The 25,773-nt window shown below is 46.9% G+C and carries 38 protein-coding genes; all 38 read right to left on the bottom strand.

The genetic code is table 11. The annotated features are described in order from the left end of the window. Window positions 1-491: 491 nt before the first annotated feature. The 38 genes from EE116_RS02590 to rpsS all read right to left on the bottom strand — a co-directional run bounded on the left by EE116_RS02590 (window position 492) and on the right by rpsS (window position 25,773). Entirely contained in the window at window positions 492-1,046 is a 555-nt protein-coding gene (locus EE116_RS02590) for a cysteine hydrolase family protein (RefSeq protein ID WP_122873104.1), read from the bottom strand. Beyond that, window positions 1,043-2,953, bottom strand: a complete 1,911-nt coding sequence (tkt, locus tag EE116_RS02585; protein ID WP_122873103.1) for a transketolase — start codon at window positions 2,951-2,953, stop codon at window positions 1,043-1,045. The genes EE116_RS02590 and tkt overlap by 4 nt, the downstream gene beginning before the upstream one ends. A gap of 48 nt (window positions 2,954-3,001) precedes the next feature. Next, complete coding sequence (locus EE116_RS02580) at window positions 3,002-3,868, bottom strand: hypothetical protein (protein ID WP_122873102.1); 867 nt, start codon at window positions 3,866-3,868, stop codon at window positions 3,002-3,004. Between the two features lie 118 nt (window positions 3,869-3,986). Continuing rightward, window positions 3,987-5,255, bottom strand: coding sequence for a hypothetical protein (locus EE116_RS02575; RefSeq protein ID WP_122873101.1), 1,269 nt, complete (start codon window positions 5,253-5,255; stop codon window positions 3,987-3,989). A gap of 149 nt (window positions 5,256-5,404) precedes the next feature. Further along, complete coding sequence (locus EE116_RS02570) at window positions 5,405-6,655, bottom strand: hypothetical protein (RefSeq protein ID WP_122873100.1); 1,251 nt, start codon at window positions 6,653-6,655, stop codon at window positions 5,405-5,407. A 207-nt stretch (window positions 6,656-6,862) separates the two neighbouring features. Continuing rightward, window positions 6,863-7,744: a polyprenyl synthetase family protein gene (locus tag EE116_RS02565; protein ID WP_478210136.1), complete on the bottom strand. Its 882-nt coding sequence runs from the start codon at window positions 7,742-7,744 to the stop codon at window positions 6,863-6,865. A gap of 378 nt (window positions 7,745-8,122) precedes the next feature. Beyond that, window positions 8,123-9,334 carry a DUF7488 domain-containing protein gene (locus EE116_RS02560; protein ID WP_122873098.1) on the bottom strand — a complete coding sequence of 404 codons (1,212 nt, stop codon included), beginning with the start codon at window positions 9,332-9,334 and terminating at the stop codon, window positions 8,123-8,125. Next, window positions 9,331-9,648 carry a YbaB/EbfC family nucleoid-associated protein gene (locus EE116_RS02555; protein WP_122873097.1) on the bottom strand — a complete coding sequence of 106 codons (318 nt, stop codon included), beginning with the start codon at window positions 9,646-9,648 and terminating at the stop codon, window positions 9,331-9,333. Before EE116_RS02555 ends, EE116_RS02560 begins: the two co-directional genes overlap by 4 nt. Before the next feature lie 382 nt (window positions 9,649-10,030). Beyond that, window positions 10,031-10,807 carry an EFR1 family ferrodoxin gene (locus tag EE116_RS02550; RefSeq protein ID WP_122874425.1) on the bottom strand — a complete coding sequence of 259 codons (777 nt, stop codon included), beginning with the start codon at window positions 10,805-10,807 and terminating at the stop codon, window positions 10,031-10,033. 246 nt (window positions 10,808-11,053) lie between these two features. Further along, window positions 11,054-11,401, bottom strand: coding sequence for an aspartate 1-decarboxylase (gene panD, locus EE116_RS02545; protein ID WP_122873096.1), 348 nt, complete (start codon window positions 11,399-11,401; stop codon window positions 11,054-11,056). A 55-nt stretch (window positions 11,402-11,456) separates the two neighbouring features. Further along, window positions 11,457-11,615: a hypothetical protein gene (locus EE116_RS12400; protein ID WP_163028017.1), complete on the bottom strand. Its 159-nt coding sequence runs from the start codon at window positions 11,613-11,615 to the stop codon at window positions 11,457-11,459. A gap of 35 nt (window positions 11,616-11,650) precedes the next feature. Beyond that, window positions 11,651-12,943, bottom strand: coding sequence for a UDP-N-acetylmuramoyl-L-alanyl-D-glutamate--2,6-diaminopimelate ligase (locus EE116_RS02540; RefSeq protein WP_122873095.1), 1,293 nt, complete (start codon window positions 12,941-12,943; stop codon window positions 11,651-11,653). Then, the gene (locus tag EE116_RS02535) at window positions 12,927-13,472 is read right to left on the bottom strand and encodes a histidine kinase (RefSeq protein ID WP_122873094.1); all 546 of its coding nucleotides are present in this window, start codon (window positions 13,470-13,472) and stop codon (window positions 12,927-12,929) included. Before EE116_RS02535 ends, EE116_RS02540 begins: the two co-directional genes overlap by 17 nt. After that, the gene (locus EE116_RS02530; protein ID WP_122873093.1) at window positions 13,465-13,734 is read right to left on the bottom strand and encodes a NifU family protein; all 270 of its coding nucleotides are present in this window, start codon (window positions 13,732-13,734) and stop codon (window positions 13,465-13,467) included. Before EE116_RS02530 ends, EE116_RS02535 begins: the two co-directional genes overlap by 8 nt. A 501-nt stretch (window positions 13,735-14,235) precedes the next feature. After that, window positions 14,236-14,592: a 50S ribosomal protein L17 gene (gene rplQ / locus EE116_RS02525; RefSeq protein WP_002943070.1), complete on the bottom strand. Its 357-nt coding sequence runs from the start codon at window positions 14,590-14,592 to the stop codon at window positions 14,236-14,238. 11 nt (window positions 14,593-14,603) lie between these two features. Then, window positions 14,604-15,617, bottom strand: a complete 1,014-nt coding sequence (locus EE116_RS02520) for a DNA-directed RNA polymerase subunit alpha (protein WP_122873092.1) — start codon at window positions 15,615-15,617, stop codon at window positions 14,604-14,606. Between the two features lie 14 nt (window positions 15,618-15,631). Next, window positions 15,632-16,258 (bottom strand): 30S ribosomal protein S4, encoded by a 627-nt coding sequence (gene rpsD / locus EE116_RS02515; RefSeq protein ID WP_122873091.1) that lies wholly within the window; start codon window positions 16,256-16,258, stop codon window positions 15,632-15,634. A gap of 22 nt (window positions 16,259-16,280) precedes the next feature. After that, complete coding sequence (gene rpsK / locus EE116_RS02510; protein WP_122873090.1) at window positions 16,281-16,673, bottom strand: 30S ribosomal protein S11; 393 nt, start codon at window positions 16,671-16,673, stop codon at window positions 16,281-16,283. A 9-nt stretch (window positions 16,674-16,682) separates the two neighbouring features. Further along, complete coding sequence (gene rpsM, locus EE116_RS02505) at window positions 16,683-17,051, bottom strand: 30S ribosomal protein S13 (RefSeq protein ID WP_002943382.1); 369 nt, start codon at window positions 17,049-17,051, stop codon at window positions 16,683-16,685. Window positions 17,052-17,054: 3 nt separating this feature from the next. Continuing rightward, window positions 17,055-17,168: a 50S ribosomal protein L36 gene (gene rpmJ, locus EE116_RS02500; protein WP_002947091.1), complete on the bottom strand. Its 114-nt coding sequence runs from the start codon at window positions 17,166-17,168 to the stop codon at window positions 17,055-17,057. 156 nt (window positions 17,169-17,324) lie between these two features. After that, window positions 17,325-17,543, bottom strand: a complete 219-nt coding sequence (gene infA, locus EE116_RS02495) for a translation initiation factor IF-1 (RefSeq protein ID WP_002943098.1) — start codon at window positions 17,541-17,543, stop codon at window positions 17,325-17,327. 125 nt (window positions 17,544-17,668) lie between these two features. Further along, the gene (gene map, locus EE116_RS02490) at window positions 17,669-18,427 is read right to left on the bottom strand and encodes a type I methionyl aminopeptidase (RefSeq protein WP_122873089.1); all 759 of its coding nucleotides are present in this window, start codon (window positions 18,425-18,427) and stop codon (window positions 17,669-17,671) included. Continuing rightward, window positions 18,427-19,689 (bottom strand): preprotein translocase subunit SecY, encoded by a 1,263-nt coding sequence (gene secY, locus EE116_RS02485; protein ID WP_002953674.1) that lies wholly within the window; start codon window positions 19,687-19,689, stop codon window positions 18,427-18,429. Before secY ends, map begins: the two co-directional genes overlap by 1 nt. Further along, window positions 19,689-20,090 carry a 50S ribosomal protein L15 gene (gene rplO / locus EE116_RS02480; RefSeq protein ID WP_009494836.1) on the bottom strand — a complete coding sequence of 134 codons (402 nt, stop codon included), beginning with the start codon at window positions 20,088-20,090 and terminating at the stop codon, window positions 19,689-19,691. The genes secY and rplO overlap by 1 nt, the downstream gene beginning before the upstream one ends. A 9-nt stretch (window positions 20,091-20,099) precedes the next feature. Next, entirely contained in the window at window positions 20,100-20,543 is a 444-nt protein-coding gene (gene rpsE, locus EE116_RS02475; protein ID WP_002943402.1) for a 30S ribosomal protein S5, read from the bottom strand. An 11-nt stretch (window positions 20,544-20,554) separates the two neighbouring features. Continuing rightward, window positions 20,555-20,911, bottom strand: coding sequence for a 50S ribosomal protein L18 (rplR, locus tag EE116_RS02470; RefSeq protein WP_122873088.1), 357 nt, complete (start codon window positions 20,909-20,911; stop codon window positions 20,555-20,557). 10 nt (window positions 20,912-20,921) lie between these two features. Then, the gene (gene rplF / locus EE116_RS02465; protein WP_122873087.1) at window positions 20,922-21,458 is read right to left on the bottom strand and encodes a 50S ribosomal protein L6; all 537 of its coding nucleotides are present in this window, start codon (window positions 21,456-21,458) and stop codon (window positions 20,922-20,924) included. Between the two features lie 382 nt (window positions 21,459-21,840). Continuing rightward, window positions 21,841-22,236 (bottom strand): 30S ribosomal protein S8, encoded by a 396-nt coding sequence (rpsH, locus tag EE116_RS02455; RefSeq protein WP_122873085.1) that lies wholly within the window; start codon window positions 22,234-22,236, stop codon window positions 21,841-21,843. Window positions 22,237-22,245: 9 nt separating this feature from the next. After that, complete coding sequence (locus EE116_RS02450) at window positions 22,246-22,431, bottom strand: type Z 30S ribosomal protein S14 (RefSeq protein ID WP_002941532.1); 186 nt, start codon at window positions 22,429-22,431, stop codon at window positions 22,246-22,248. Between the two features lies 1 nt (window position 22,432). Further along, window positions 22,433-22,978: a 50S ribosomal protein L5 gene (gene rplE / locus EE116_RS02445; RefSeq protein WP_002947103.1), complete on the bottom strand. Its 546-nt coding sequence runs from the start codon at window positions 22,976-22,978 to the stop codon at window positions 22,433-22,435. Between the two features lie 2 nt (window positions 22,979-22,980). Continuing rightward, entirely contained in the window at window positions 22,981-23,217 is a 237-nt protein-coding gene (gene rplX, locus EE116_RS02440) for a 50S ribosomal protein L24 (RefSeq protein ID WP_002943173.1), read from the bottom strand. Beyond that, a complete protein-coding gene (gene rplN, locus EE116_RS02435; RefSeq protein WP_002947105.1) occupies window positions 23,217-23,585 on the bottom strand; it encodes a 50S ribosomal protein L14 in 369 nt (122 codons plus the stop codon). The genes rplX and rplN overlap by 1 nt, the downstream gene beginning before the upstream one ends. Further along, window positions 23,585-23,836: a 30S ribosomal protein S17 gene (gene rpsQ, locus EE116_RS02430; protein WP_009494830.1), complete on the bottom strand. Its 252-nt coding sequence runs from the start codon at window positions 23,834-23,836 to the stop codon at window positions 23,585-23,587. Before rpsQ ends, rplN begins: the two co-directional genes overlap by 1 nt. Window positions 23,837-23,846: 10 nt before the next feature. Then, window positions 23,847-24,032: a 50S ribosomal protein L29 gene (gene rpmC / locus EE116_RS02425; RefSeq protein ID WP_002953667.1), complete on the bottom strand. Its 186-nt coding sequence runs from the start codon at window positions 24,030-24,032 to the stop codon at window positions 23,847-23,849. Continuing rightward, entirely contained in the window at window positions 24,019-24,444 is a 426-nt protein-coding gene (gene rplP, locus EE116_RS02420; RefSeq protein WP_002947109.1) for a 50S ribosomal protein L16, read from the bottom strand. The genes rpmC and rplP overlap by 14 nt, the downstream gene beginning before the upstream one ends. Before the next feature lie 2 nt (window positions 24,445-24,446). After that, window positions 24,447-25,148, bottom strand: coding sequence for a 30S ribosomal protein S3 (gene rpsC / locus EE116_RS02415; protein ID WP_009494829.1), 702 nt, complete (start codon window positions 25,146-25,148; stop codon window positions 24,447-24,449). Window position 25,149: 1 nt separating this feature from the next. After that, window positions 25,150-25,482 (bottom strand): 50S ribosomal protein L22, encoded by a 333-nt coding sequence (gene rplV, locus EE116_RS02410; RefSeq protein WP_002947114.1) that lies wholly within the window; start codon window positions 25,480-25,482, stop codon window positions 25,150-25,152. 9 nt (window positions 25,483-25,491) lie between these two features. Further along, window positions 25,492-25,773: a 30S ribosomal protein S19 gene (rpsS, locus tag EE116_RS02405; RefSeq protein WP_002947116.1), complete on the bottom strand. Its 282-nt coding sequence runs from the start codon at window positions 25,771-25,773 to the stop codon at window positions 25,492-25,494.

The raw sequence follows: 25,773 nt of genomic DNA, 5'->3' as shown, positions 1-25,773 counted from the left end.
AGTTTTAAAAGTCGTAAAGACGCGATTTTAGCAGAAAAATCATAAAATTTACTCAAATTTTAAGGCAAACGGGCGGGATAAATTTACGTATCGGCGCAGACAAGCGACGACGCGGTATCAAGAGCAAGAAGCGGCAATAAATGCAAAAAGCCGAGTTAGGCGTGAACACTACCAGACACTCCCGCTCCTTGCGGCGCAGAGTAGCGTATTTTAATCACGCCTTAAATCTACAATAGACCGCAAATTTACGTGAAATGGCCGTAAATACGGGCCTTAATAGACTAGCGCTTGTATGAGCGGTTTTTGGGGGGGGGGGGGGGTAAGCGCTTGGTTTTAAATTTAAGGGTTTTAGAGAAATCCTGGTAGCAAAATCTCGCAAGCGGCATGCTCGCTTAACCGCCCTAGCTTCCGAATAAATTTGTGCTAGACCGCATAAATATTCTTTCACGGCTAGCCTAAAATTTAAAAAATAGCGCACCTCGGATTAATTATTACTCGCTAAAATCCGCCAAAACCTCATCCGTGCTTTTAACGTCGGCAAAGATTCCACTCATAGCCGCCATAAACGCCTTGTGCACGAGCGCGGCGGGCAAATTTTCGCCGTTAAAGCTCATATCCTTAGTCGCGCACGCATCGTGAGCCAAAGCCACTTTAAACCCCTTCTCCATCGTGCTTCTCACGGTAGTATCGATACACATATGACTCATCGACCCGCAGACCAAAATTCGCTCCGCGCCGAGTGCCTTTAACCGCTCGTTCAGCTCGGTACCTGAAAAGCTATCCGGAGCTTGTTTAACGATGACGGGTTCGTGCGGTAGTGGGGCGACTAGCTCGTAAATCTGCGCGCCACGCGTGTTAGGTAAGAAAAACGTCGCTCCCGCGCTGGTCGCAATGTGCTGAACGTGAAAAACAGGCAGATTTTTCCGCCTAAAAAGAGCTAAAATTTTAGCCGCCTTTTTCGCCGCCGTCTCTTGCCCTACGAGTTCGTTTGTGCCGCCCTTGAAATAATCGTTTTGGATATCGATTAAAACTAACGCCGTTTTCATGCGCGTTCGCTCGCAAACTCCGCAATCTTTTCAGGCGTAAAGCCAAAGTATTCGAACAATGCGCCCGCCTTACCGCTCTCGCCAAAGCTCTTCATCGAGTAAATTTCACCCGCGAATTTATACCACTCTAGCGCGCTTGCGGCTTCGACGGCGATGACCTTGGTCGCTGGATCTATGATCTGATCTACGTACTCGCGCGGCTGCTCGCAAAGCAGGTCAAAGCACGGCGCAGAGACTACGTTCGCGCCGATACCGCGAGCGGCTAAAATTTCAGCCGCCTTGACGCAAAGCTCCACTTCGCTGCCGCTAGCTATCAGCGTGATTTTGGCGTTTTGCGCGCGTTTTAGCAGATACGCGCCGTTTTCTACCCCGCCAAATTCGCCTTTTTCAAGCGGAGCTAGGCCTTGGCGGCTTAGCACGAAGGCGCTTGGAGCGCGTAAATTTAACGCCGCCTTCCAGCAAAGCGCGTTTTCGTTGCCATCAGCCGGGCGGAAGGTATAAAAGTTCGGCATCGCGCGAAGCGTGCTGAGCTGCTCGATAGGCTGATGCGTCGGGCCGTCCTCGCCCACGCCGATACTGTCGTGCGTAAAGATAAAAAAGTGCCTGATGCTCATCAACGAAGCGATACGCGCAGACGGCTTTAGGTAGTCGCTAAAGATAAAAAACGTCGCGCTAAACGGCAAGAAAAGTCCGTATCTAGCGACCGCGTTGTTTATCGCGGCCATAGCGTGCTCGCGGATACCGTAGTGGATGTTGCGTCCGTTAGGGAAGTCGCCCATGCCTTTTAGCTCGGTTTTGTTTGATGGAGCCAGATCCGCGCTACCGCCGATAAAGCCCGGCAGCGCACGCGCGATCTCGTTCATGATTACGCCGTTACTGTCGCGCGTGGCTAGCTTTTTGCCGGTAAAATCAGGGAAGTTTATCTTGCTAAAATCTGGATTTAGTAGCGCGTTTAGCATATTTTTGCTCTCACTACTTAGATTTTCTACCTTTTTGTTCCACTGAGCTTCGGCCAGGTCGCCCTTTTCTAGCGCGGCGCGGAAGCGAATGAGCACGTCCTCGCCAATATCAAATTTACGCTCCGGATCAAAGCCAGCTGCGATTTTAGCAGCCTTTATGATCTCCTCGCCAAGCGGCGCGCCGTGGCTATGGTGGCTGCCCTCTAGCTCGCCCGCGCCCTTTGCGATGCGGGTGTTTGCGATGATGAGATACGGGCGCTCTTTTTCGGCGGCTTGCTCGAGCGCAAACTCGATCTGATCGTAGTCGTGACCGTCGATGCGCGCGACGTCCCAGCCCTGAGCCTCAAACCTCGCCTTCACGTCCTCGCTCCAAGCTATACTCGTGTCGCCCTCGATCGTGATGTTGTTGGAGTCGTAGATCAGCACGAGGTTGTCTAGATGCAGGTTGCCCGCGACCGCACAGGCCTCGTAGCTGATGCCCTCCTGCAAGTCTCCGTCGCCGCAGAGGCAGTAAATTTTATGATCGATGACGGCGTTTTGGGGGTCGTTTAGTAGATTAGCCGCGTATTTTGCCGCCATAGCAAAGCCCACCGCGTTTGCTACGCCTTGGCCTAGCGGTCCGGTCGCTACTTCGACGCCTTTTGTGTGGATCTCTGGGTGGCCAGGAGTTTTGGAGCCCAGCTGACGGAAGTTTTTTAGATCATCAAGGCTAAGATCATAGCCGCTAAGATGCAAAAAGCTATACACGAGCGAGCTTGCGTGACCGCCGCTAAACACGAGCCTGTCGCGGTTTAGCCAGTTTGGATTTTTAGGATTGTGATTTAGAAATTTAGCCAGCACGACCATGACGTCCGCTAGCCCCATCGGCGCGCCCGGATGCCCGCTATTTGCCTGCTGCACCATATCAGCGCACAAAAACCTTATCGTATCAGCCATCTTTTTTAGCATTTTTTCTCCTTAGTTTTTATGCGATTATACGAAAATTCGGCTTAAATTTTACGCTTTTAGCGCCGCCGTAAATTTTAAAAACCCGGCGAAATTTTCCTTTTTCTCTTTTAGCTCGGGAGGTATCTTATGCTCTTTTTCGCCGATTATTATAACGTCTTCTTCTCCCTCTTTTACCGTTACGGGCGCGTCTGCGATCTCGTCCCACGAGCTAAAAACCGGCTCTTCCATCAGCTCACGGCTAATTAGTCCGCGCTCGTCCAGTATCACGCCGTAAGGCTTACCAAAAAGCGAGCGGTCAAGGCTGTGAAGCATCGGCGAGACAGGCTTAAAGACGCTAAGCGATTTTGATAGCAGCTTCGTCTCGTCAAGCGGCGTTTTTAGCGCTTCGCCAAGACCGAGCTCTAAAAGTTTATCCGAAATTTTCGCCTCATCGTTTTGGACTCCGTCCTCAAAAATAGCGTTTAAAACGGCTTTTAGCGCAGTTTTCATCGCCGCTTTCATCTCGTCCTCGATTTCAAATTCGCATTTTTGTAGCTCTTGCCACGCGAGATTTTCCAGCTCGTTTTGCAGATACTTACCTAGCCTAAATGCCGCCGCTACCTCGTCTACGTTTACGGCCGACGCGTCAAATTTAACCAAAAGATGTCTTTCCGTGAGCAAAAATCCTATGCTTTTTCGCCCGATCATCTGCGCATGCACGCCGATAAACGCGAGCGGCCGGGCACCATAAAATTTAGGAGTTTTGCTATAATCCACGCCCTTTTGCAACCCTAGGCTTTTATCTAAAATTTGCCTCGTAGCTAGCGCGAAAACCTCGTTCGCATCGTCCCAAACGGGGTGTTTTGCGCATCCTAAAACCAAAACCTTTTGCGCGCTCTCGTCTAGCGACGCTAAAATTTGCTCTAAATTTCGCATATTTCTCCTAAATTTTATTTAAAAACCATCATCCGCCGCTCGTCAAATTTAGACGCCAAAATCCACCTCGCAAGCAAACATCATCGCGTCGCTGCTTGAAATTTAAACGATACACGGCTCACTCGCGAGACGGCTCGCACTTTTCGTAAAACCACTCGAGCGTCTCGTTTAGCTTAAACTCATCGCCGTCTAAAAAATACTGCTTGCTGCTTTTGATCGCGTTTTCGCCCGCGGCTACGTAGTCGCCGATAAAGCCGCGATCCATGACGTCGCGCGCCAAGATGTCCGGCTCAAAGACGTTTACCGTTTTTTGCGTTTCGCGCCATTTGCCGCTCTCATCGGGCTCGCGAAGCGCTGAGGATACGTTATTTCCCGCTTCGTCGTAGGCGTAGACGTACTCGCGCCGCTCGCCATCTGACATCTCGCGATTTTTTATCAGGTTGCCGCGCGCGTCGTAGCTAAGCTCGTTTTCAAACACGACCTCCCAGCGCTGCGACTCCCCCTGCCAAAACGACGATGCAGAGTACTTTGGCCGACCTTGCTCGGTCTCCTCGCGCACGTTTTTGTAGCAGCCGTTCCACTCGCTCTTTGCAGCGTCCCAGCGGCATCTAAGATCAGTAAAGCGCCTAAACTCGGGCTCTATTTTCTGCACCGTCCTCTCCTGCGGCTGCCACGCGCCCTGGCTCCAGGTAAAATTTATCTCGGTGCGCGCTCCGTCCGCAGCCGCAAAGGCCGCGTGCTTTGTCTGCGGCACCCATTTGCCGCGCCATTTATAACCCTCTGAGCTAGCATAAACGTCGCCTTTGTAGCGATATATCGATTTTTCGTACGGAGTCCATTTTTTGGCTTTGGCGCTCCACTCAAAGGTCGTTATGAGCGCGGTTTTATGGTTTTCGTCATAAAGTCTTTTGATTAGATACGTCGGCGTCCATTTGCCGTTTTTTAGAGTGAAATTTTGAGAGATTTCCGTCGCGCCCGTTCGCTTTTCGACGGTTTTTTGACCTTGATTTAGCTTGCCGTTTCGACCGCGCGTATCGATATAAACAAACGTGCCATCCTTTGTCCTCTCTGTTTTTGAGAACCCTGCTTTGCGCCATTTTTCGGCGCCAAAGTCCCAATCGTACTCAGTGCTACCTATCTCGCGCTCGCCTCTTTCGTCAAATTTGACAATGCTTTTCGTCCTGCGCCTGCCCTCATCGCTGATTTCGTCGTAGATTTTTTCTAGCGCTCTAGCCTTCGCGTCGTAAGCTTGGCTCGTTTCGTATTTGTAGCTCGGCACGGCGTCGCCCTGCGTTTTATAAATAGTCTTTTTTAGGCAAATTTCGCCCGACGCAGCTAGCGGCACCGCCCAAATCGCCGCTATCGCCGCTTTCCAAAAAAATCTCACATTCGCTCCTTTTTAAATTTAGCCGCCCAAACGGCGTCAAATTTGATGTGAAAGCAAAATTCAACGAGCCAAATTGACGCTCGGGCGCTCGTTAAATTTGACCGAATCCAAAGCGCCAAATTTACCGCAGTTAGGCCGCTAGCAAAAGATCATTTGACCTTTTTATACTTCCACGTCTGCTCTGAGGCGAGCTTAAATTTACCGTCCGCTGCGACGAATTGTTTAAAGCTCTTCACCGCGTATCTGCTAGGCATCTCAAAGGACATCAGCGAGCCGCCGTGTCCGACGTCGTCGGCTAGTATATGCGGATCAAAGGTCGTCTCCATGCGCTTATTTTGCACCCATCTTTTGCCGTTTTCGTCGATAACTAGCTCATAGATATCCACGCTCACGTTATCGCCGCGCTCGTTGTAGCCGTAGACGAACTTCTCGCTGCCGTCCATCGTGTCGTATCGCTGAGTTAGCAGACGCTCGCCGCTCTTGTCGTAGATGCTGCGGTTAGAGTACTCCTGCGTCCACTCTTTGCGCTCTTTATCCCACAAAAACGCCGCCGTCTCGAAGTCCGCACCCTCTACGACCGAGACGCTTTTGCTGTTGTTTTCCCATGCGTTTTGTTCGGCGTTCCAGATGAGGTTTATCGTCACGTCTTTGCCGCTAGAGGCGTCGTAGTCGTGCTTTGACATCTCGTCATAGCGCCACGCGCCGCCCTCAAATACGCTTCTTACCTGCTCGTATTTGCCCTTCACATCGCCCGCAACAGTGCTTCTTTCGCGGTTTTGCCATGCGCCGTTTTCGTAGTCCCAGCTCTCGTAGCCACGCGTCTGCCCGTCTGCGCCGTAGAGTAGCTGCGTTTTTGACTTGGGCTGCCATCTTTTGCCGTCCCAGACGCTAAGCACGATGAGCTCGTTCTCGCCGTATGCGTTCTCGACGGTTTTGGTTAGCGCAGCTTTTTGCCATTTGCCTTTTACTAGCTCGTATCTGATCTCCTCGCTAGCGTTTTTTAGGTACTTTGTGATGATTTTGCTGGCATTTTCCGGTACGCCTCTGATAAACGAACTAGACTCCTGCGTGAGGACGCCTTTTTTATAGTCGGCTTTATATTCGGTTACTTTGACCCATTTTTTCGCGGCAAAATCATAGCTATAGGCTTCAAATTTCGTCATCTTGCCGTCTTTGTTATAGTAGCTGATCTCTTTGTGTTTGCCCTTTAGGCCGTCTGCGAGCTCGGAGCTGCTCACCAGCTCTAGGCGGCGAGCCTTGGCGTCGTAGCTTTGCTTGGTCTCGTAGCTAGAAGTCGGTTCCTCAAAAGTTTTTTGCACGGTGCTAGCTAGCATGTAGTCGTACTCTTTGGCAAACGCCGCCGCACACAAAAGCGCAAGCGATAAGGCTATTTTTTTCATTATCTCTCCTTTTGATAAATTTAAAAGATTATAGCATAAAAAGGACACCGAATTTTGCCGAATTTACGGCAGGATCGGCACGGTTTAGAACGTCGTTTATTTATACCGAGCGGATAGAGTTTTGTAGTTATAGATAAAATTTGCGAAATTTGACGGCAAATTTGACGGCTCAAATTTAACCGACTCAAACGCAAATTTAAGCTAAATTTACCGCAAATGCTTGTCGATGAGGCCCGTCACGATAGCGCGGATACCAGCATGCACGCCGCCTAGCTCGCACTCTATCTTTGCGATGAGCTCGTTTTTAGCCTGCACCGCGCCCTCCACGCCAAGAAGGTTGGTAAAGGAGTTTTTCGCGCCATCGTTATGCGTCGGCTTGCCCGCCGTTTCGGCGCTTTGCGTCGCGTCGATGATGTCGTCTGCGATCTGAAACGCCAGCCCCAGATCAAGCCCGATGTCGTATATGCGCGCAGCCTCCGCCTCGTCTAGCCCCGCCACGACGCAGCCTGCTTGCAAGCTTGCTGCGATGAGGCGCGCGGTCTTGTGGACGTGCAGAAATTTTAGCTCTTCAAGCCCTAGCTTTTGATTTTCGAAATAACAATCCACAGCCTGCCCTAGCGCCATGCCGTAGATACCGGCGTTGCGGCTTAGGATCTCGACGCATTTTATGCGCGCGTCCGCGTCTAGCGGAGCCCTTGCTATCTGATAAAAGGCGTGGGTGTTTAGAGCGTCGCCAGCCAGGATCGCCGTCACTTCGTCAAATTTGACGTGCAGACTAGGCTGTCCGCGGCGCAGATCCGAGTCGTCCATCGCAGGTAGATCGTCGTGGATGAGCGAGTAGCTGTGCATCGTCTCAAATGCTAGCGCGACGTGAAACGCCGCCTCTTTGCGCTCCGGACGCACCGCTGCTACGACGCCAGCGACTAGCATCGCGCGAAAGTGCTTGCCGCCCGATTTTAGCGTGTATGAGAGCGCCTCGTCAAAACACGGATGAAAGCTAGGCGAGCTCGGTAAATGCGCACTCAAAAATGCCTTAAACTCGGCCAAAAGCGCGTCCTGATCGGCGGCGCTCGGAGCCGTTTGCTGCAAATTTGCGCCCGAGCTAAAACACGAGCCTTTTGCCGCGTTTAACGAGATCAAATTTGCTCTATTTTTTGGGCTTTGTGTCGGATTTTCGGAGTTTATTTTAGATTTGGACGCGTTTAAAATTTGAGGCTGATTTTGCGACGAGCTCGCGCGCGAACTGCGAGCTAAAATTTGACCCTTCGGCAGCGCCCGTGACTCGCTCAAATTTAACCCTCTCGCCGCATTTTGAACGCAAATTTTACCGTTACCCGTAGATTTTAATTTCATCGCTAAATTTTTTTGATCTTGCATCTATTCTCCGTTTTATTTTGTCGGCTCCAAGCATAGGCCAAATTTGACGCTTCGTTTACCCGCCAAAAGCGTCAAATTTACCGTCCGAATCTACCGCTCGTTGTAAAAAAAGTCAAAGCCGTTGCGTCTAAAGAGCAAATTTTGACCGCCGCCTTTAGCGAGCAGGCCGAGCGCTTCTTTGCGGCTTGAGACCGTTTTTTGCCCCACTTGTATCAGCTTGTCGCCGACTCTGACGCCAAATTTCGCCGCACCCGAGTTCGCGTCGACGCTTTTTACCGTTAGCTTCTCGTCAAATGTCATGCCGTAGAGCTTTTGCACGCTCGCGGCATCGCTACTTTGCGGTATGGACTGAGGTTTTGCGTCGCTAGCGGCGGCCTTTTTATCCGCCTTCATCGGCGCTTTTTGCTCTTTTTTGGCCGCATCGTCAGAGACCGCCACGCCAAATCTCAAAACCTCGTCGCCGCGCTTGATCTCAAATTTGAGCCGCTCGCCCTTTTTGGCGAACAAAATCCTCTCGTTTAGCTCGCGCAAACTCTCAAATTTCTCGCCGTTTACGCTCAAAATTTCGTCTCCCGCCATCAGTGCCGCGCCGCGTCCGAGCGGATCGACGCTCTTTACGTAGAGCTTGCCGTCTCGCTCCTCAAAGACCGCACCCACGTCTCCGTAGTACACGTCTTTATACGCCGCAAAGTGCCTTAGATAGCGGCTCGGGACGAATTTGTCCCCACCCACGGCGATACCGCGTAGCTTGCAGCACGGACTTAGCACGGCACCCGTGCCGTTTACGTCAAACGTGAGCACGTCCAGCTCGCCTAGCGCCTGTGCCTGCGCCTTTACGTGGCCGTAGACGGTCGCGTTTAGATCGCGCGTGACGCTGACCCAGTCGCTTTTTTTCGTCGCGTTATCGTCGGCCATCTTCATAGGTTCGAGTTTGGCGTCCGAGGCAACCAGATATAGGCCAAGATACGGGTCAAATTTGACGTAATTTTTCACGGGGATTTCGCCTTTAGGTACGGCGATTAAATTTGGCGTGATCGCGATGCCGCCGTTACCGGCGACGTTTACCATAGCAGGCAAATTTTTCTCGAAGCAAGCGTTAAAATCATCCTGCGTCGGGCGCGGCTCGGCTCTAAGCGACGCGGCAAATGCGCAAATCACAAAAACCGCAAAAAGTGGAGAGCAAATTTTACGGGCTAAATTTGAGTTCAAATTTACAGCCACACCGTCCAAAGCGCCGCTAAAATTTAACCGCGCAAGTCCAAAAACCGCGTCCAAACGGCGCGAGATAGCTGCGCGTTTCATTGCCCTAGCCCCATGCCGGCAAAGCCGCCTAGCATCCTTGACGCGGCGTTCTTGCGGTCGTCCTCGATCATCTTTAGCACGTCGTTTATGGCGCTGATGAGCAAGATCTGCAAACTCTCCTTGTCCTCTAGCAAGCTGTCGTCGATGCTAATATCGAGCACCTCGCCCTTGCCGTTTGCTCTAACGCTAATGAGCCCGCCGCCGCTTTTTACGCTAAACTCGCGCTTTTGGCTCTCCTGCTCAATCTCCTGCGCCTTTTTTTGCGCCTCCTCGAGCATCTGTCCCATTTTTGAAAAATCTATCCCCTCAAACATAAACATCCTTTCAAATTTCGCGTTATTTTAGCCAATTTAAGCTAAATTTACTTTATTTAAAGCCTGCAATGCAAGTTTCGTTCCCGCCTTGAAATTTGCGGCGGATACGGGCACGGACGGGTAAATTTGAGTCCGAAAAGCCGTCAAATTTGATGATGAAATTTTGCTTTAAATGAACTGCGCGCGTTTTGATCTATTTTAGTTTGGAGCATACGTATTTGCGGGGTTTTTAGCGCGGATTTTCTGTAAATTTGAGAAATTTACCTGGAATAATAGGCGGAATACAGAGCTAAAAGAGGATTTTCATCAAATTTAAAAGCCGTACGTAAAGCACAGCAAAATAAACTATCGCAGAGCTGAGACCCACGAAAACAAACGCGAATCAGATATCTTTAAACTCCGCCGCGACCGATTTTTCCAGATTTACCGCCTTGCCGAGGATCGTTATCGCCTTTTGCCTGCACTTGTTCACGCATCTGTAGCAAATCGTGCAGCGCTCGCTAAATCTCGCCTTGCCGTGCGCGATTTTTATATTTTGCATCGGGCAGGATTTTGCGCACTCGCCGCACCCGTTGCACCGCGCCGCATCGAGGCTCGGTTTGCGCCTGGCAAACGGCGTTTTGTCCCAAATTTTCATCCATAGCCGCTGCCCCAAAAGCCCCGCGATACGGCATAGCACGCCTAGCCCCTCTTGCGGCGGATTACCCGCGGCAAATGCCTCCGAGGCGCGCTCTAGCTTGGCGTTTGCCTCCTTGATCAGGCGCTCGTTTTTCTGCGCCGAGTAGCTAAAAATCGCCATGTCGAGGATAAACGCGGGCATTTTCACGTGTGCGCCGCCCGTTATCTTTGCGCCTGCCCGCTTTAGAATCCTAGCCGCGCAGCCCGCTCCGTCGCCGCTAAAAATCTCCATCGTAGCGATAATAAAGACGTTTTTGCCGCAGAAATTCGCGCTGTTTTCGTAAATAAACTCGCGCACGATCTGCGGCAGGTCGCTAAAGTAAACAGGATAGGCAAGGATCACGTCGCCATGGCGCTTTAGCAGCTCAGCGCAGCCCTCGTCCTCGATCGAAACCGCGGGGATATCGCCGCCCAGACGCTCTATAAATCTCTGCGTGCAATACTTCGTGTTGCCCGTGGAGCTGAAATAAATCGCTATCATTTTGCGAATCCTTTTAAATTTACGCGCAAGTTTTTGCCCATTTTCGTCAAATTTTACCGACCTCGTCAAATTTAACCCCAAACGGCGGCAAAATTTTAATAAATTCATATTCGGCGCATTCGCTTTTTGTCTGTTTGTAAATGACCGTCGTGCCGCACTAGCCTAAATTTTACCGCAAATTTGACCAGGCGTCACAAGCGTAAATTTAAACGGTTCTGCGCAAGAAGCACCAAATTTGGCTATATGTTATTTTACGATCTCGTTTTGCGCGTTTACCTGCACGATCTTTGGCTCGAAATCTCTCGCTTTTTTGGCGCTAAGAAGCGCATAAGCAACGATAATGACGACATCGCCTACGCAGACTTTACGCGCGGCCGCGCCGTTTAGGCAGATCTCGCCCTTTTTTTTGCCGCGGATCACGTATGTAGCGAAGCGCTCGCCGTTATTGACGTTTAGGATCTCGACTTTTTGGTATTCGCAAAGTCCCGCAGCCTCGATGAGCTCGGGTCCGATCGTAACCGAGCCCACGTAATTGAGGTTTGCGTCCGTCACGCGCGCGCGGTGGATTTTGCTTGATAAAATTTCGATTTTCATCGGCCGTCCTTTGTGTTTTTTAGAAAAATTATACTATAAATTTAGCCGCGGCGATTCATTTTTGTTTGCTCGCTACGATAAAATTCGGGGTTAAATTTGTGATTAAATTTGATTTTAGAAGCATTTGCGCGAGCGATAAAAACTGCGATAAATTTGACGCCGTTTGGTGGTAAAAATAGAAATTTAGACGCAAACAAAGGCAAATTTTACGCAAATTTACCCTTGTCTGCCGCCGTTTTATACGTAAATTTAGGCGCGTCCGTCCAAAAGTTCGCGCACGACCTGCTTGTCGCTAAACGGATACTTTACGCCTTTGATCTCTTGGTAGGTTTCGTCGCCCTTACCTAAAATCACCAAAATTTCATCCTGTGCGAGGCTTTCAAGCGCGTATTTTATCGCCTCTTTGCGGTTTGCGATGCATTTTACGCGCTCGTTCATCTCTAGGCCGCCGCAAATTTCGGCGATGATGGTTTCTGACTCTTCGCTACGAGGGTTATCACTTGTAACAACTAGTCTGTGCGCGTATTTTTGCGCGGTTGCACCCATTTTTGGGCGCTTGGTGCGGTCTCTATCGCCGCCGGCACCAAAAACCGCGACGATTTTACGATGACGCAGCGCGTTTAGAACCTTTTCGATGCCGTCTGGCGTATGCGCAAAGTCCACGATCACGAGCGGATCGCGACTCACGACCTCCATGCGCCCCTCGACGCCGTCAAATTTCGACGCCGCGCGCGCGATCTCATCTAGCGGCCTATCCGTCAGCGTCGCAACGCAAGAGGCGGCCGCGATGAGGTTATAGAGGTTAAATTCGCCGTGCAAATTTGAGCTTAGCTCCATCTGGCCGCGCGGAGTCTTTAGCGTCCCGCGTATGCCGCCCTCTAGCGAATACTCGCCGGGCGCAAAGTCCGCGTCAGCGTGAAGCGCGTAAGTTAGGGCGTTTGCTGGGTTAAATTTGATCCCGCCGCGATCGTCGACGTTTATGAGTTTTGGCGCGTCATCCGCGAAAAACTCGCTCTTTACGTGTGCGTACTCCTCAAACGTGCCGTGATAGTCGAGGTGGTCTTGGGTCAAATTCGTAAAGATTTTCATCGCAAATTCCAGGCTCTCGATGCGCTTTTGCGCGATGGCATGCGAGCTAGCCTCCATCACGAAGTACTCGCAGCCGCGCTCGCTAGCGGCTTTTAGGTAGCTAAGCGTGCGTAAAATTTCGCTCGTCGTTAGCGCCTTATCATCGATGCGTTCATTGTTTATAAAAGCGCCGCGAGTGCCGCACAGGCCGCATCCGTAGCCTAAATTTAAGAGCGTGGCGTAGATCGCCGCCGCGGTCGTAGTCTTGCCGTTCGTACCCGTGATGCCGATGATTTTGATACCCTCGTCGATGCCTAGCAGCTGCTTGCATTCGCTCAAATTTATGATTTTTGCACCCTTTGCCTCGGCGGCGGCTTCAAATTTGGCGTTCGTCGCCGTTTTAACGAAATAGCAACCCGCTTCGCACTCGTTCGAGTTGTCGGTGACGAAGCCTTCTTTAACGTAAATTTTCACTTTCGGCCTTTTCGTTGATTTCGCGAGCCAGCGCGCTTAGCCGCTCGTCGCCGGCAAACATCACGGCCGCGGTCTCGATGTAGTTTAGCCCCATTTCTATGAAGCCATTTTTGATAAGATTTTGTAAAAACTCGAGGAAATCGTCGCGGTTGTCGATCATCACGCGCGTGGAAAACATGATATCCTCGAAGGTGCTTTTAAACCCGCCGCGCCTAACAGCGTCCATAAAATCGGCATAGCTGATCGCATTTTGCTCCTCAAGGCTCTCATCGTCGTTAAATTTCGCCTCAAGCGCGCCTAAAATTTCCTCTAGTTCATAGGGGCTCATGCCGAGCTTGTCTTTTAGCTTAAATATCTCAAAAAGCGTCATCGCCTCGTCGCGACGAGTCTTAGCAAGCGAGCAAAGCATGATGAGAAAAAGCAGCTTTTTGTCAGGCTTCTTGTCATAGGCGAGCGAAAAATAGCTCGCTGCGGCGTCAAATTCGCCCTTGTTAAACGCTTTTAGCCCCGCCTTTTTGTAATCAATCAAATTTAACTTCCTCGCCGATAGGGATATTTACGACCTCTAGCTCAGGGTGGATATCCATGCGAAGCTGGCGCTCGACGCCGTATTTTAGCGTAGTAGAGCTAGCCGCACAGCCATGGCAGTGGCCGGTAAGACGGACGTAAACTTTGCCGTTTTTGATACCTAATAGCTCCATGCCTCCGCCGTCGTTTTCAAGCATCGGCAAAACCTTTTGTAGGCTTGCTTTTACAGGCTTTAAAAGCTCTTCATCAGTAAATGGGATCATTTTTAACCTTTTAAATTTTTGAGATATTATAGCAGATAAAATTTTAAATACGCTATGAGTTTGGCGTTTTGGTGGCTATTTTTGATCTAGTTAAATTTGGAATTTGAGGCGATTCTATGTGTAGATAAAACAAATTTAAAAGATACTAGTATCTGTTTAAGGATGAAAACTTGCGGTAGTAGCAGGGGCGTAATCCGTAATTCAAAACTCGAAATACCTGTGATCAATATTCCAAATGTTGTTTACAGACATGTATAAATTTGATATGGCAAGCGTTTATCGTACAAGCAAATCTTTTGAAAGCAAATTTGCACTTCAAACTGCGACAGAAATCAGAATAAAACTAGCTACAAATTTTATTATTTTCCGCCTATATGCAAAATTACGAACAATGCAACAGATGGACAAATAAAACTAATTGAGATGAAAGACTAAAGGAACTTTGAGGTAACTAAAATATGTAAATTTAAAAAGAAAAAGAGAGCCGAAGCTCTCTAAAAATTATTCTTTGATTAGCTCGATATAAGCCATCTCAGCAGCATCGCCTCGGCGAACGCGAGTCTTAACGATGCGCGTATATCCGCCGTTTTTGCCTACGAATTTTGGAGCAAGCTCAGTTACTAGTTTATTCGTAGTTTCTTTATCTTGCAAGCTGGCAAAAACTGCTCTGTGAGCGTTGCTGTCGCCTTTTCTAGCTCTAGTGATTAGCTTTTCGATATAGCTTCTCAACTCTTTTGCCTTAGGCAAGGTCGTCTCTATTTTTTCACTTTTGATGATAGCGATAGCTAAATTTTTAAGTAGAGCCGAGCGGTGAGCCGACGTCCTACCTAGTTTTCTGTATCCGTGACCGTGTCTCATTTATCTTCCTTTTACTCTTTTGCACTCATTTGTGATTTTAGGTCGGCGATTTTTTTCTTGAGTTGCTCTTTGCCGCCGCCTAGGTCGCCGCCGACCGGATATCCGATCTCTTGCATAACGGCTTTGATCTCGTCGAGAGATTTTTTGCCTAAATTTTTAAGCTCTTTTAGCTCGTTTTCATCCATCAAAGCAAGCTCGCCAATAAATCTAATCTCGGCTTTATCAAGGCAGTTGAAGCTTCTAGCGCTCAAATTTAACTCTTCTACGCTTTGTAACAACTTCGCATGCTCGCTACCTGAAGTTTGAGCGTTTAAGCCTGCAGAAACGTCGATATTTAAAACACCTTTAAACACCGACATCTGCTGATACATCGCCTCGATCGCGTGTTTAAACGCCTCAATCGCGCCCACTTGTCCGTCCGTCGTAACCGTGAAAATAATCTTCTCGTAGTCAGGGTTATCCTCAACCAGGACATTTTCCAGCTCATAAACAGCTTTTTTAACAGGCGTAAAGAAAGCGTCGAGAGCTATGTAACCTTCTTCGGTATTGTCTCTTATTTCTTCACTTGGGACGTATCCGATACCTTTTTGAATGATTACGGAAAATTTAAGCTCCGCATCCTCGTTTATGGTCGCAAGATAAGCGTCTGGATTTACGACATCTACAACATCGTTTTTTAGATCACCGGCTTTTATCTCTTTTGGACCTTTAAACGAATACTCAACCACTTCGCGCTCAGACTCGTTTTTTAGCTTAAAACGGATGTTTTTTAAATTTATAATAAACTGCGCTACGTCCTCGAGCATGCCTCTCATCGAATCAAATTCGTGAGATACGCCCTCTATTTTGACGCCCGTAGCCGCAAATCCAACCGTGCTGCTATATAAAAGTCGTCTTAGCGGATGAGCCAAAGTAACAGCATAGCCCGTCTCAAACGGATACGCGGTTATTCTGGCGACATTCTCGCTTATACTCTCTACTGAAATTTCGGTAGGCATATAAGCTGATGTGGTAATTTTTCTCATCGTTATACCCCTTATTATTTCGAATAAAGCTCTACTATGAATCTTTCCTCGACAGGAATGACGACTTCTTCCCTTTCCGGAGTTCTTGTGAAAATTCCGAATTTTTTATCTTTTTCGACGTCAACCCAAGCTACGATGCCAGTTTGTGCCGTAAGGTCGATCGCTCGAACTATTTGCGGATTGTTTTTAGATTTTTCGATAACCTCTACTTTAGCGCCCGCTTGAACTCTATAAGACGGGATGTCCACTCTCTTGCCATTTACTAAAATATGTCCGTGAGTAACTAGCTGGCGAGCAAAGCGGCGAGTCGTCGCAAAGCCCATTCTGTAAACTACGTTATCTAGTCTTTGTTCCAAAAGCTGCACCAAAAGCGCACCGGTATTTCCCTCGCGGCGAGCAGCCTCTTGGAATAAGCGGCGGAATTGCTTTTCGCTAATGCCGTACATAAATTTAGCTTTTTGTTTTTCGCGAAGCTGTAAGCCGTATTCGCTTATCTTGCTTCTTCTTTGTCCGTGTTGTCCTGGTGCATAATTTCTTTTTTCTAAAGCGCTTTTACCGGCAAGTCTTCTTTCGCCTTTTAACGCAAGAGACACACCAAGACGTCTTTCTAATTTTTCAACGGGTCCTCTATATCTAGCCATAATAATTCTCCTAAATTTCTAATTATACGCGGCGGCGTTTTGGCGGTCTGCAACCATTATGCGGAAGCGGAGTTATATCTTTTAAAAATATTACTTTTATGCCCTCTACCGCGCCTACGCTCTTGACTGCGGTCTCTCTACCGCTGCCAGGACCTTGTACTTTGATACCTACTTCTTTTATACCGTGCTCTTTTGCTTTAGTTAGAGCGTCTTCTACTGCTTGTTGGGCCGCATAAGGAGTTGATTTTTTACTTCCTTTAAAGCCTAGTCCGCCAGCACTGCTCCAAGCGATAGCATTTCCCATCTCATCGGTAACCGTTACCATAGTGTTGTTAAAAGTCGCGCTTATATAAACGATACCTTTAGCAATACTTTTTCTTACAATTTTCTTTTTAACTACTTTTCTTTTTGCCATCGCTTATCCTTATTTCGTCGCAGCGCCGACTGTTTTGCGCTTGCCTTTTCTAGTTCTAGCGTTTGTTTTAGTTTTTTGACCGCGCACCGGAAGACCTTTTCTGTGTCTTAGACCGCGGTAGCTTCCTAGGTCCATAAGAGCCTTGATATCCATAGCGACGCTTTTTCTAAGGTCGCCTTCCACCACGTGGTTCTCTTGGATCTCTTTGCGGATAGCTGCAGCTTCGTCTTCGGTTAGATCGTTTACTCTTTTATCGTAAGAAATTTTGGTAGCATCCAAAATTTGACGAGATTTGTGAAGACCGATACCGTAAATATAGGTCAAACCGTATTCGATTCTCTTTTTCTTTGGTAAATCCACACCTGCGATACGTGCCATGCTTTATCCTTGTCTTTGTTTATGTTTTGGATTTTCGCAGATTATGCGAACTACGCCTTGGCGCTTGACAATTTTGCACTTGTCACACATCTTCTTTACAGAAGGACGAACTTTCATTCTAGTCTCCTAAAAATTTATTCCACTTTTAGGCTGCATCAGGTTTAACGAAATTTTAAACCAACTATTTTCAAAACAAGTGGTGGGCTTTGAAAACAATTCTTCATACAGCAATTTGTCGCAAAGGGCTGAGTATAGCCAAATTTAGCTTTTAATTTACTTATGTCGGTAAATTATCCTACCCTTATCCAGACTGTAAGGGGTTAGTTCCACCTTTACGCGGTCTCCAGGCATTATTTTTATATAATGCATCCTCATCTTGCCCGCAATATGACACAAAATCACGTGTTTGTTGTCGAGCTCGACCTTAAACGTCGCGTTTGGCAGCGCCTCGATGACGTTGCCGTCGATCTCTATGACGTCGTCTTTTGCCACTTAACTCCTTTTTGTTAAATTTACTTTCGCCGTTTGACGAAAGTTTGGGTTTAAAATTTTAACTCACCACAAATTAAAATTTTAAAATTTACAAGTCGCACAAACGATTTGTAAATTTTAAAATTTTACGCCAGGCTTAAGATCTCCGCACGTCCGTTCACGACAGCCATACAGTGCTCATAGTGGCTGGTTCTTAGCCCGTCTTTACTGGTTACTTTCCATTTGTCAGGACCGATCACCGGAGTGCCGTCTTTTTGGCAAATCATCGGCTCCACGCAAAATACCATTCCGTTTTTGATTTTTGGTCCCGATTTTGGGCTCCCGCCTTCTAAATAATTTAAAATTTGCGGATCTTCGTGCGGGCGTCTACCGATGCCATGACCGCAAAATCCCGTTAACGGAACGAATCCGCGAGCTCTTATAAATTTCTCGATTTCAAAACTAAGCTCTTTAAAGTGCATTCCCGCTTTTACGGTATCTATCGCAAAGTATAACGCGTCTTTGGCGCAAGCGATTAGTTTTTCGTCCTCGTGCGAAATTTGACCAACACCCCAAGTCCTAGCCGAGTCGCCGAAATATCCGTTCAAATTTGAGCCGATATCGACGCTTACGATGTCGCCTTCTTGTAGTTTGTATTCGTTTGGGATGCCGTGGATGACTACTTCGTTTACGCTGATACAAGCGGCGTTTGGAAAGCCATAAAGCCCCTTAAACGCTGGCTTTGCGCCCGCAGCCCTTATCATATCTTCGCAAATTTTATCTATTTCGAGCAAAGAAATGCCGGGCTTGAGCACGCTTTCTACGTAGTCGAGAGTTTGAGCGACGATTTTATTCGCCGCTCGCATTTTCTCTATGTCGTTTGGCTGCATAATGGTTATAGCCATTACAAGCCTACCGCGCTTAGAGTTTGATATTTATTCATATAAATTTGAGCTTCTATCCTTCGCATCGTATCAAGCGCGACAGAAACCACGATCAGTACCGACGTGCCGCCGAAATAAAACGGAACGCCCATAATTTTAACGAGTACCCAAGGAAGCGTCGAGATAAGACCGAGGTAAATCGCGCCGCTAAATGTTAGTCTTGATGCCACTTCGTTTAGATAGCCCGCAGTACCCTCGCCCGGTCTAATGCCCGGGATAAATCCGCCCTGTCTTTTTAAATTTTCGCTGATATCTTTTGCATTAAACGCGATTGAAGCGTAAAAATATGCAAAAAATACGACCAGCAAGAACGTCAAAAAGTTGAAAAAATAGCTATTTGGATTTAAAAAATCGTGAATAGCTTGGATGTAAGGATTTGTGCTGGCCTGCAAAATGGTGCTCGGAAACATCAAAATCGCACTGGCGAAAATCGGAGGAATAACGCCGCTTAAATTTACCTTGATAGGTATATAGTTCATGATACGTTTATTTTGATTTTCCATCACGACTTTACGCGAATAGCTCACCGGTACGCGTCTCTCGCCCATCTCGACGTAGATAACTATGCCTACCGTGACCAAGATAACAAGCAAAATTACGATAACTACAAGGAAGTTCATCTCGCCCGTATTTACCAAATTTACCGTTCCGCCGATGGCTGAAGGTATGCCGCTAACGATACCAGCGAAGATAATAAGGCTGATGCCGTTGCCGATACCGCGCTGCGTGATCTGCTCGCCTATCCACATCAAAAGCATAGTTCCAGTTAACATCGAAGCTGCCGCAATCGCGATAAATAAATTCATATCTATCATTATCGCGTCCTCTCCGCCTCTGCCGTGAAGGCTCTGAAGCCCCATACTAACGCCTACTGCTTGAACAAGCGTGATACCGATAGTGGCATAGCGGATGATCTGCATATATTTTTGCATGCCGTCGCGGTCTTTTTTCATCTTGCCCAAATTTGGGAAAGTAGCCGCTAAAAGCTCCATAATAATCGATGCCGTGATGTATGGCATAATGCCTAGAGAGATGATGCTGAGGCGCTCTGCAGCCTTGCCGCTGAACATATTAAATAGTCCAAGCGCATTTGCAGAATTCGAATCGAAAAACTCTTTAATAACATTGACGTTTACGCCAGGAACCGGCACGTATGCCAGTATCCTGTATGCAAATAAAAATGCCAACGTGATTAAAATCTTGTTGGTCAATGTCTTATTCATTACGCACGTCCGCTAACGGTTACGTTCTCGTCTTTGATTTTCGAAGCCAAATCTTTCGCGCTCACTCCGATCAATTTGATTTTCTTGACGCTGCTTGAAATTTTGTGTACGGTAGCGATAGTAGCGATAGTGATCTCGCTTAGCTCTTTTACCGCAACGATTTTTTCTACGTTGATTACGTAAGGTTTTTCAAATTTAGACGTAAAGCCTACTTTCGGAAGGCGTCTTTGAAGCGGTTGCTGACCGCCCTCAAAGCCTCTTTTTTCATTGTAGCCTTTTCTAGCTCTTTGACCTTTGTGTCCTTTGCCCGCGGTTTTACCTTGACCGCTACCTTGACCGCGACCTAGTCTTTTGATTTGTCTAGTCGAGCCCTCGGCAGGTTTTAAATTTTCTAGTCCCATATCTTCTCCTTAGCCTTTAAGCATACTTAGCGCTTTTAAAGTAGCGCGAACGACGTTTGCCGAGTTGTTTGAGCCAAGCGATTTTGTTAGGATATCCTTGATGCCCGCAAGCTCTAGAATAGGACGAGCACTACCGCCCGCGATCACGCCCGTACCTTCGCTAGCAGGGCGAAGTAAAACGCGGCTAGCGTTAAATTTAACCTCTACGTCGTGAGGTATAGTCGAGCCTTTTCTTTTTACCTCGATGATGTTTTTAAACGCGTCGTCGACGGCTTTTCTCATAGCATCCGGCACTTCTTTTGCTTTACCGAAGCCAAAGCCTACTAGGCCGTTTCTGTTTCCTACTACAACAAGAGCCGTAAATCTAAATCTACGACCACCTTTTACGACCTTTGTAACGCGGCCGATATCAACCATTACTTCTTCAAATTCTTCTCTGTTATATTTTTCCATAGCGATTTTCCTTATAGTTTGATACCGTTTTCACGTAATGCGTCTGCAAAAGCCGCTACCACACCGTGATACAAATAGCCGTTTCTGTCGAATAATGCCGTTTCTATTTTTTTAGCTTTTAGAGTTTTTGCGAATTCTTTAGCCAAAGTTACGGCGCCTTCTTTGTTTGCTTTTATGCCTAGTTTTCTGCCGTCTGCTGCCGCTAGAGTTACGGCTGCTACGTCATCGATAGCTTGGACGTAAAGAGTTCTGTTTGATTTGAAGATAGAAATTCTAGGCAATACCGCAGTGCCGGAAATTTTGGCTCTGATTCTTCTTTTTCTCTTGATTCTAAGAGCGAGTTTTCTTTTTAATACATTTGCTGTCATTATCTATCCCTTACTTCTTAGATGTCTTACCGGCTTTGCGGATGATGCGCTCTTCTACGTATTTAACGCCTTTGCCCTTATACGGTTCAGGCGGTCTGTACGCCCTGACTTGAGCTGCAATCTGGCCGACCACTTGCTTATCGTCGCCTTTGATAGTTATGATATTTTTCTCTACGCTGATTTCAACACCTTTTGGCACTTCGTGATTTATCGGGTGAGAAAATCCTAAAGTAAGCTCAAGCACTTGGCCTTTAGCTGCAGCTTTGTAGCCGACGCCGTTGATCTCAAGCTGGCGAACAAAACCTTTTGTGATGCCGATGACGATATTGTTTGCAAGCGCTCTGTAAGTGCCCCAGTAGGCTCTATCTTGTCTCTCGTCGCTCTTTGGAAAAAATACTATGTGAGCATCCTCGACTTTAACGTCTACGTGCCCTTTTGTGTCAAGCTCTTTTAAATGAGCGCCTTTTTTAAATTTAAGGACGTTGCCTTCTACGCTGACTTCTACTCCGCTTGGAATAGCTATCGGCTGTTTTCCTATACGTGACATTTTTTTCCTTTTTACTTGTCTAGGGTATGTCTACTTTTACGAATGGATACCGCAATACCATAAAAATAGAAATGAATCGAAGCGATAAAAACCGCTTCAAACACTTTAATTTTCTTGTCAAATTTGACTTATTTTTCAGAGTTATTTTCCAAAATTTAGCGCCAAATTTGACATCGTCGTTTTTAAATTTAGCTTTGGCAAATTTGGGTAAATTTGCAAGTCGAGCTAAATTTGGGAAGTCTCTTAAATTTGAGCCTCCGATTTTAAATTTTAGAAATTTGACGATGAAAGTTTTCAGTAAATTTTATAAAATACAAAAACGTACCGAGTCAAATTTCATTTCTAAGTAATCTAAAACGCTACCTCGTAGCGTTTTAGACAATTACCACACAGAGCAGAGGATTTCGCCGCCTACGCCAACTTTGTGAGCGTCTTCGTTGCTTAAAACGCCTTTGCTGGTGCTAACGATGATCGTTCCGTAGCCGTTTTTAAATCTCTTGATCTCGTCTTTTCCCTTATAAACGCGGCGACCCGGGCTTGATACGCGCTTAAGCTCGTTAATCACGCTTCTACCGTGCTCGTCGTATTTTAAAACTACGTTTATAAATTTCTTTTTATCTTCTTCTACGACGTTGTAGCTCTCGATATAGCCTTTAGCCGCAAGGATAGATAAAGTAGCCTCGACGACGTTTGAATGAAGAAGCTTCGTGGTCTCGAGTCTTCTCATTGCGGCGTTTCTAATGCGAGTTAGTCCGTCTGAAATTAAGTCGTTTAACATTTCTCTTCCTTACCAGCTTGCTTTTTTTAGACCCGGGATTAGTCCCTCGTTAGCCATTTTTCTTAGGCATACGCGGCAAATTCCAAAATCTTTATAAACCGAATGCGGACGTCCGCAAATTTGGCATCTCGTATAGCCGCGAACCGCAAATTTAGGCTTTCTGGCAGCCTTTGCTATCATTGATTTTTTCGCCATATTACTTTCCTTTCGCAAACGGCAAACCAAATAGCTCAAGCAATTTGAATGCCTCTTTGTCGCTGTTTGTCGTCGTGACTATAACTATATTCATACCGTGAGTGCGTAAAATCTTATCATACTCGACCTCTGGGAACATTAGCTGCTCGTTAAGACCGAAGTTGTAGTTTCCACGTCCATCAAAGCCGTCTTTTGGAAGACCTCTAAAGTCCTTAACTCTCGGTAGAGCAATAGAGATTAGTTTGTCTAAAAACGCAAACATATTCTCTTTTCTAAGCGTTACTTTTACGCCGACAGGAAATCCCTCGCGCACTTTAAAGCCCGCGACCGATTTTTTAGCATCGGTAACTACGGCTTTTTGTCCTGCGATTAGCGAAATAGTATCGGCGATGTTTTGAAGTTGCTTTTGATCTTTAGCCGATTCGCCAGCGCCTACGCTTATCACGATCTTTTCGATCGCAGGGATTAGCATAGGATTTTTGATGTCGAATTCTTTAGCCAAAGCAGGCTTTACGACCTCATTGTATTTAGCTTTTAATCTATTCATTTTCAGCCCTCAACTTTTGCAACATTTGAGATATCAATAGGCATCTCTTTATTGATAAAGCCGCCGTTTGGGGTCTTTTCGCTAGGTTTTATAGCTTTTTTAGCTACCTTGCAGCCCTCGACGATGACTTGTCCTTTTTTGGCTAGGACGGATAAAATTTTACCTGTTTTACCTTTGTCGTCGCCTGCGATGATCTTAACGGTATCGCCTTTTTTTACTTTAAATTTAACGTTAGCCATTATAACACCTCCGGAGCAAGCGAAACGATTTTCATAAAGTTAGCATATCTAACCTCACGGCCGACCGGTCCAAAGATACGAGTACCGATAGGCTCGCGTTTGTTATCTAGGATGACGGCTGCGTTTTCGTCGAAGCGGATTAGCGAGCCGTTGTCTCTTTGAACCTCTTTTTTAGTTCTAACGACGACCGCTTTTACCACTTGACCTTTTTTTATCTTACCGTTTGGAAGCGCCTTTTTGACCGAGCAGATGATAACGTCGCCAAGCGTCGCGTATCTTCTCTTGCTGCCGCCCAAAACTTTAATACACATTAGCTCTTTCGCGCCGCTATTATCGGCGACCGTAAGCCTCGTAAAAGATTGTATCATTACTCAACCCCCGTCGCTAAAATAGTCTTTAAGCGGAAAGATTTTCTCGCGCTTAGCGGTCTGCATTCGATAGCTACGACCGTATCGCCCGCTTTAGTTTCGTTCTTTTCGTCGTGAATCATATATTTTTTAAAGCGTTTTACGAATTTGTGGTATCTTGGGTGCATAACGCGTCTCTCAACCAAAATCGTAGCCGTCTTATCGCCGGCCTTTTGTAAAACGACACCTTGAATTTCTCTTTTTAATGCCATTTCTCACCCCTTACTTTGAAGCGCTAATTGCAGTGTTGATTTGCGCTATTTCCTTGCGGACGGCGCTAATCTCGTTAGGGTTGCTTAGCTGCATAGTTTTTAGCTTTTGTCTTAAAGTAAATAAAAGCACCTTTTTCTCTTTCAATAACGCGTTAAGTTCTGCAACGCTTTTGTCTTTAATATCAGTATATTTCATTTTCACTCTCTCGCGTTACGATTTTAGTCTTAAACGGAAGTTTGTGGATAGCTAGAGTTAGAGCTTCACGCGCTAATTCCTCATCTACGCCCGCCATTTCGACTATTATACGACCTGGTTTTATATTCATAACCCACTCTTCGACTCCGGCTTTACCTTTACCCATACGAGTTTGTAGAGGTTTTTTGGTTAGCGGCTTATCTGGGAAAACTCTGATCCAAGTTTTAGCCTGGCGTTTTACGTGGCGAGTTAGAGCCACACGAGCCGCTTCGATCTGGCGCGAATTTACGCGGCCTGCTTCTACGGCTTTGATTCCGATCTCGCCCATGGCAAGATCAGCGCCGCGAGTAGCTTTACCGCGGTTTCTGCCTTTCATCTGTTTGCGAAATTTAGTTCGTTTTGGCATCAACATGATTATTTACCTCTTCTTGCTCTGCGCGGTTTTTTATCGGCTTTTTCTTCTTCGTTCTTTTCAGGTTGAACGCCTTTTTGAAGAACCTCGCCTTTAAATATCCACACTTTTATACCTATGTTTCCATAAGTCGTATGTGCTTCAGCAACGCCGTAATCGATCTTAGCTCTTAGAGTATGAAGCGGAACGCGACCCTCTAAGTACCACTCTGTTCTAGCGATTTCTGCACCGCCAAGACGTCCAGCAACTGAAATTTTGATACCCTTAGCGCCTGATTTTTGAGCACCTTGGATAACTTTTTTCATCGCACGTCTAAATGCAACGCGTTTTTCAAGCTGCATAGCTACGTTTTCCGCAGCTAGTTGAGCCGAAGCTTGAGCTTTTCTTTCTTCTTTGATATTTACGTTTACTTCTTTGTTGATCAGCTTTTGGATATCCTCTTTAAGCTTCTCTACGTCAGAGCCCTTTTTGCCGATGATAATACCAGGGCGAGCTGCTACGACGGTTACGCGGATTTTCTTAGCTGTTCTCTCGATCAAAATTTGAGAAACGCCCGCGTAGTAAAGTTTCTTTTTCAAGAAAGCGCGAATTTTGTAATCTTCGCCGATATTTTCAGCCAAAGTTCCTTTAGCAGGAAACCATCTTGACTCCCAGTTGCGGTTTATTCCTAGTCTTAGACCTATCGGATTTACTTTCTGACCCATATTACGCTTCCTTCTTTTCAGGTTTAGATACTTCTACTAAGATATGAGAAGTCGGTTTGCGGATTCTGCTTGCGCTTCCTCTCGCTCGCGGTCTAAATCTTTTTAATACTGGTCCTGCGTCTACGCGGCAGCTTGTCACGATAACCTCTTCAGGCTCGAATCCGCCGTTAGCTACCGCCGAGCTGATAGCCGTAGCGATAAATTTGGCGCCGCGGTTTGGCATAAAGCTAAGGCTAGCTAGTGCAAATTCGGCGTTCATGCCTTGTACTTCTCTTGCGATTAGTCTGGCTTTAGTCGGAGATAGTCTTACGAATTTAATAATTGATTTGCTCATCTTATCCCCTTACTTACCGATTTTCTTTTGCACTGAGCCTTTGTGACCCTTAAATGTGCGCGTAGGAGCAAATTCGCCTAGTTTATATCCGATGTGGTTTTCCGTAACGTATACTGGAATGAAACTCTTGCCGTTATGAACGTTAAACGTTAGGCCTATCATTTCAGGCACTATCGTGCTGCGTCTAGACCATGTTTTTATCGGCTTGTTGTCGTTAGCTTTTTTAGCGGCAACGACTTTTTTCATTACATGCTCATCGACAAAAGGTCCTTTTTTGAGTGATCTTGCCAT

Source organism: Campylobacter showae, assembly GCF_900573985.1.
Classification (GTDB): domain Bacteria; phylum Campylobacterota; class Campylobacteria; order Campylobacterales; family Campylobacteraceae; genus Campylobacter_A; species Campylobacter_A showae_E.
This window is presented reverse-complemented; position numbering and strand designations above follow the sequence as displayed.

Excerpts from the sequence above, each read along its gene's own strand:
- EE116_RS02590 (WP_122873104.1), bottom strand. The coding sequence starts at position 1,046 with ATGAAAACGGCGTTAGTTTTAATCGATATCCAAAACGATTATTTCAAG.
- tkt (WP_122873103.1), bottom strand. The coding sequence starts at position 2,953 with ATGCTAAAAAAGATGGCTGATACGATAAGGTTTTTGTGCGCTGATATG.
- EE116_RS02580 (WP_122873102.1), bottom strand. The coding sequence starts at position 3,868 with ATGCGAAATTTAGAGCAAATTTTAGCGTCGCTAGACGAGAGCGCGCAA.
- EE116_RS02570 (WP_122873100.1), bottom strand. The coding sequence starts at position 6,655 with ATGAAAAAAATAGCCTTATCGCTTGCGCTTTTGTGTGCGGCGGCGTTT.
- EE116_RS02560 (WP_122873098.1), bottom strand. The coding sequence starts at position 9,334 with ATGAAACGCGCAGCTATCTCGCGCCGTTTGGACGCGGTTTTTGGACTT.
- EE116_RS02555 (WP_122873097.1), bottom strand. The coding sequence starts at position 9,648 with ATGTTTGAGGGGATAGATTTTTCAAAAATGGGACAGATGCTCGAGGAG.
- EE116_RS02550 (WP_122874425.1), bottom strand. The coding sequence starts at position 10,807 with ATGATAGCGATTTATTTCAGCTCCACGGGCAACACGAAGTATTGCACG.
- panD (WP_122873096.1), bottom strand. The coding sequence starts at position 11,401 with ATGAAAATCGAAATTTTATCAAGCAAAATCCACCGCGCGCGCGTGACG.
- EE116_RS02530 (WP_122873093.1), bottom strand. The coding sequence starts at position 13,734 with ATGATCCCATTTACTGATGAAGAGCTTTTAAAGCCTGTAAAAGCAAGC.
- rplQ (WP_002943070.1), bottom strand. The coding sequence starts at position 14,592 with ATGAGACACGGTCACGGATACAGAAAACTAGGTAGGACGTCGGCTCAC.
- EE116_RS02520 (WP_122873092.1), bottom strand. The coding sequence starts at position 15,617 with ATGAGAAAAATTACCACATCAGCTTATATGCCTACCGAAATTTCAGTA.
- rpsD (WP_122873091.1), bottom strand. The coding sequence starts at position 16,258 with ATGGCTAGATATAGAGGACCCGTTGAAAAATTAGAAAGACGTCTTGGT.
- rpsK (WP_122873090.1), bottom strand. The coding sequence starts at position 16,673 with ATGGCAAAAAGAAAAGTAGTTAAAAAGAAAATTGTAAGAAAAAGTATT.
- rpsM (WP_002943382.1), bottom strand. The coding sequence starts at position 17,051 with ATGGCACGTATCGCAGGTGTGGATTTACCAAAGAAAAAGAGAATCGAA.
- rpmJ (WP_002947091.1), bottom strand. The coding sequence starts at position 17,168 with ATGAAAGTTCGTCCTTCTGTAAAGAAGATGTGTGACAAGTGCAAAATT.
- map (WP_122873089.1), bottom strand. The coding sequence starts at position 18,427 with ATGGCTATAACCATTATGCAGCCAAACGACATAGAGAAAATGCGAGCG.
- secY (WP_002953674.1), bottom strand. The coding sequence starts at position 19,689 with ATGAATAAGACATTGACCAACAAGATTTTAATCACGTTGGCATTTTTA.
- rplO (WP_009494836.1), bottom strand. The coding sequence starts at position 20,090 with ATGGGACTAGAAAATTTAAAACCTGCCGAGGGCTCGACTAGACAAATC.
- rpsE (WP_002943402.1), bottom strand. The coding sequence starts at position 20,543 with ATGGAAAAATATAACAGAGAAGAATTTGAAGAAGTAATGGTTGATATC.
- rplR (WP_122873088.1), bottom strand. The coding sequence starts at position 20,911 with ATGACAGCAAATGTATTAAAAAGAAAACTCGCTCTTAGAATCAAGAGA.
- rplF (WP_122873087.1), bottom strand. The coding sequence starts at position 21,458 with ATGTCACGTATAGGAAAACAGCCGATAGCTATTCCAAGCGGAGTAGAA.
- rpsH (WP_122873085.1), bottom strand. The coding sequence starts at position 22,236 with ATGTTAAACGACTTAATTTCAGACGGACTAACTCGCATTAGAAACGCC.
- EE116_RS02450 (WP_002941532.1), bottom strand. The coding sequence starts at position 22,431 with ATGGCGAAAAAATCAATGATAGCAAAGGCTGCCAGAAAGCCTAAATTT.
- rplE (WP_002947103.1), bottom strand. The coding sequence starts at position 22,978 with ATGAATAGATTAAAAGCTAAATACAATGAGGTCGTAAAGCCTGCTTTG.
- rplX (WP_002943173.1), bottom strand. The coding sequence starts at position 23,217 with ATGGCTAACGTTAAATTTAAAGTAAAAAAAGGCGATACCGTTAAGATC.
- rplN (WP_002947105.1), bottom strand. The coding sequence starts at position 23,585 with ATGATACAATCTTTTACGAGGCTTACGGTCGCCGATAATAGCGGCGCG.
- rpsQ (WP_009494830.1), bottom strand. The coding sequence starts at position 23,836 with ATGGCATTAAAAAGAGAAATTCAAGGTGTCGTTTTACAAAAGGCCGGC.
- rpmC (WP_002953667.1), bottom strand. The coding sequence starts at position 24,032 with ATGAAATATACTGATATTAAAGACAAAAGCGTTGCAGAACTTAACGCG.
- rplP (WP_002947109.1), bottom strand. The coding sequence starts at position 24,444 with ATGTTGATGCCAAAACGAACTAAATTTCGCAAACAGATGAAAGGCAGA.
- rpsC (WP_009494829.1), bottom strand. The coding sequence starts at position 25,148 with ATGGGTCAGAAAGTAAATCCGATAGGTCTAAGACTAGGAATAAACCGC.
- rplV (WP_002947114.1), bottom strand. The coding sequence starts at position 25,482 with ATGAGCAAATCAATTATTAAATTCGTAAGACTATCTCCGACTAAAGCC.
- rpsS (WP_002947116.1), bottom strand. The coding sequence starts at position 25,773 with ATGGCAAGATCACTCAAAAAAGGACCTTTTGTCGATGAGCATGTAATG.